The 3,639-nt window shown below is 44.4% G+C and carries 2 protein-coding genes; one reads left to right on the forward strand and one right to left on the reverse strand.

All coding sequences use genetic code 11. The annotated features are described in order from the left end of the window. The coding region (locus ACTHY5_RS06215; protein ID WP_441877857.1) for a transposase at positions 1 to 98 on the forward strand (98 nt) is incomplete at its 5' end. Positions 99 to 286: 188 nt separating this feature from the next. Here the strand turns inward: ACTHY5_RS06215 and ACTHY5_RS06220 are convergent. Next, positions 287 to 3,430, reverse strand: coding sequence for a DUF3427 domain-containing protein (locus ACTHY5_RS06220; RefSeq protein ID WP_441877825.1), 3,144 nt, complete (start codon positions 3,428 to 3,430; stop codon positions 287 to 289). Positions 3,431 to 3,639: the final 209 nt, after the last annotated feature.

A 3,639-nucleotide genomic window follows, 5' to 3' on the forward strand; every position in this document is an offset into this window, starting at 1 on the left:
ACGCACTGTGGTCGCCAAGCTACTTTGCCGGCTCAGTAGGTGGCGCACCGCTTGAAGTGCTGAAACAATATATCGAGCAGCAGGACAGGCCGCATTGACGTTGCTTCGCAACGTGGCGTTATCCTTCCCGCCCTAAAAGGACGGGGCTTCCCGCACCGTTTTGGTGAGATTGTCGAGTTACTTAGTCAGCAGCTGCGCATTAGACAAAAAACTAAGTAGTAAGCCGCTGGCGTTAACAATTCAGCTATCAAAGTCTCACCCTCGATGAGCATATAAAATTCATAATTTACCCCACCGCCAACTTAGCGGCCTGCTGCCACATAAAGGGAGGAATGACAGTGTTAAGCTGCCAAGTAATGTTCATCGGTTGGCTGCCGGTATGTGACACATATTCAACCTCGCCAAAGTTTACGAAGCCCATGGTGGTACCGTATTCATCTTTACTTTGCTCGCGCACAAATAGGAATAGCCGTTTTCCGTTTTTTTGATGCTCGATATAGCTTAAGCCTTTACCCCGTTCTGGACGCGCACTGTTTTGGGATTGCCAGTGAAACAGCTGCTCGCTAATAGCGTAGTCGTGATACATAGTGGTCGGCGAAAACTGCTTTTCATTCTTATTGAGTGTTACAAATAACAACTCAATATTTTGCTCTGCAATTACCAGTACCCCTTCTCGGGCGGGCTTTTGATACTCAAACGTGCTCACCCCAAAACCTGTTAAAATTTGCTCGCGCGTATAGCGAGCATGTACCTTCAGCGGGTTGAGTGGCAGCTGACTCAAATCAAACTGCTGATGATGAATACGGTTAATGAGCAAACCGAGCAAGTCCATTAGCTCTACTTTTAGTGCCGACTGATCTAATGCTTTTAAACTTTGAGCTAGCGTTTTGAACCCTAGCGCCACACCCGCTTGCTGCCAAAAGTCATAATGACACATCACAGCCTGACGCTGATTGATAGACGCAGTTAACATGAAGTCATTAGCAGCTAAATCACGTAAAAATTGTAGATAACTGACACAATCACAGCTAAGTAGCTTGGTTTTAATCGCACGCTCGTATGCCTTGAGTACCGTTTCATCGACTTTTTCCATTACCTCATTGGCATTCGCTTTGGCAACTAAGCCGGTCCAGCTGCCTCTTTTATAGATATCTTCCAGCTTTAAATTAGGATGCATCTTCAAGAAGTTGGTCAGTGTTAATGGCAAGTCTGAATGAGAGGGAAACTGGCGGATCAAGCCGAGTAAACGAGTTAAATTTACCGTCGCTTGGCGGATGTTGCTCAGTACCATCTCTTGAGTGCGCTTAGACAGCTCAATGCGACAACCTAACGGCGCATGAGGAAAGCCTTGCTTAATTTCATCACTAATAGCGCGATTGGTCTTACCGACTAAAGACCTAAACTTGTTGGCAAAATCATATTCTGGTCGTGAATTACCCACAAAATCCAATACAGTACAGCATTCTTTACCCTCAGACAGTCGCAAGCCACGACCCAATTGCTGCAGGAAAATAGTCAAACTTTCGGTGGGTCGTAAGAACAGCAAGGTATCCACTTCGGGGATATCGACCCCTTCGTTGAAAATATCCACCACAAATAGCACATTGATCTGGCCAGAACGCAGCGCTTGCTGCTTCTGCTGCCGCTCATCGCTATTGCTGCTTGTTAAAATGTCACTACTAATACCTTTCAACAATAATTGCTTACACATAAAGTCTGCATGTTCTCGACTGACACAAAATGCCAACGCTTTTATTGTACTAATGTCAGTCACGATCTCTTGCAGGCTCTGCACTATCTTATTCACCCGCCCATGATTGTGGGTATACAGGTTAGTAAGCTGGGTAATATCGTAGCGGCCACGACTCCAAGGGATGCTACGCAAGTCTGTATCATCATCTACTGCAAAGTATTGAAACGGGCATAAATGACGACGATTAATGGCCTCAGGCAAACGTATTTCGGCCGCTATCACACCACCAAAGTCAGCTAAAATATCACTACCATCGTGACGCTCAGGTGTCGCAGTTAGCCCTAACAAAATCTGTGGCGAAAAAAATTCAAGCACGGCTCGATAACTGCTAGCCGCTATATGATGTACTTCGTCGATCACTATGTAGTCATAATAATCAGCAGATAATGATAAGCCTTCGATCTGGTTATTAAGCGTTTGAATAGAGGCAAATAGCTGACGATAGTGCTCCGGTTTAGCTCCACCCACCCACAGTTCACCAAAGTTACCATTGCGCAACACACCACGATAAGAAGCTTGAGCTTGTTGCAGTATTTCTTGACGATGGGCAACAAACAAAAATGTAGCATCCGGTTTATTATTCAAAAAGCGGGCAAAATCGAAAGCAGAAATTAAGGTTTTACCGGTGCCTGTGGCAGCTACCACTAGATTTTTAAACCGCTGATGCAAATTGCGTTCAACGGCTAATTGTTCGAGTATTTCTTGTTGGTGAGGAAAGGGAGCAAGGTCAAAAAAATACGTATTAGTGGGGGGATTACCACCGCGAGCTTCACGCAACGCCGAGTTGAGCTTGGTTTTACTTTCTATCTCGCCATCAAACACTTCAAAGTCATTTGAGGCCCAGTAGGTTTCAAAGGTACTCAAGGACTTTTCAATAATATGTGGGATCTCTTGAGACGTTATCTTTAGGTTCCACTCTAAACCGCTGGTTAATGCTGAGTGTGATAAATTTGAAGAACCAATATAACCAGTATTAAACCCTGTATCACGCAGAAACAAGTAACTTTTAGCATGTAGCCGCTCACGCTGAGTATTGTAGCTAAGCTTTACTTCCGTATTAGGTAACGATGCTAAAAACTCCACCGCCTTAGCATCGGTAGCGCCCATATAAGAAGTGGTAATTACCTTAAGCTGGCGGCCACTGCGGGTAAATTCTTCCAGCTCTTTACGAAAGATACGAATGCCGGTCCACTTAATAAACGACACCAGCCAATAGATTTTATCTGATGACAATATTTCACGCTTTAACTCAGACTCTAATGAAAGTCCGGCATTACTACCGCAAAACAATTCACTTTGCGTAAGCCCCGTTAACGGGAAAATATCTTCTACATATTTTTTAAGATCGGCTGCAACAGGATTATCTAACTCATATAAGGCAGTAAGAATTTTACCTTGGCTTTCCAGTAAGTTTTCTTCAAAGAAATCAGGATCGTTAAGCTGACTTTTTAACCACAACAGCAGTTGGTTAGCAAGTTCAACTTGCTGCTCTAAGCGGTTAGCATCATTGGGAATTAAGTCGACTGCATGGGCCAAAATGCCACTTAAAAAACGCGATAACCATGTTGAAGCATCAGCCGCTTCTAAGGTTCTTTCACCAACATGAAACTTATCGCGGTTTAAACGAGAAGCAACCAGCTGGGTGATTAGTTGTTCGTAAATACCTATTTGTTGCATCAACGCTATCCTTCGGCTTCGCCCATTCCATCTAATATCATTATGTTACCAGGCAATGTTCCCTTTGTAGCTACCATACAAACAGCTCCGCAACCGAGAGCCGGATAAAGGAGCTTGCACCACAGACCATCACATAACAGGGATGTTATGTGTTGAGCGTTACAGGGAGGTACTTGAGCGTGTCGGTGGGGTAGGCCCTTTTTTCGGCT

Source organism: Oceanisphaera sp. (assembly GCF_052084945.1).
Classification (GTDB): Bacteria; Pseudomonadota; Gammaproteobacteria; order Enterobacterales; family Aeromonadaceae; genus Oceanimonas.

Coding starts and splice junctions, on each gene's coding strand:
- ACTHY5_RS06220 (WP_441877825.1), bottom strand. CDS start 3,430: ATGCAACAAATAGGTATTTACGAACAACTAATCACCCAGCTGGTTGCT.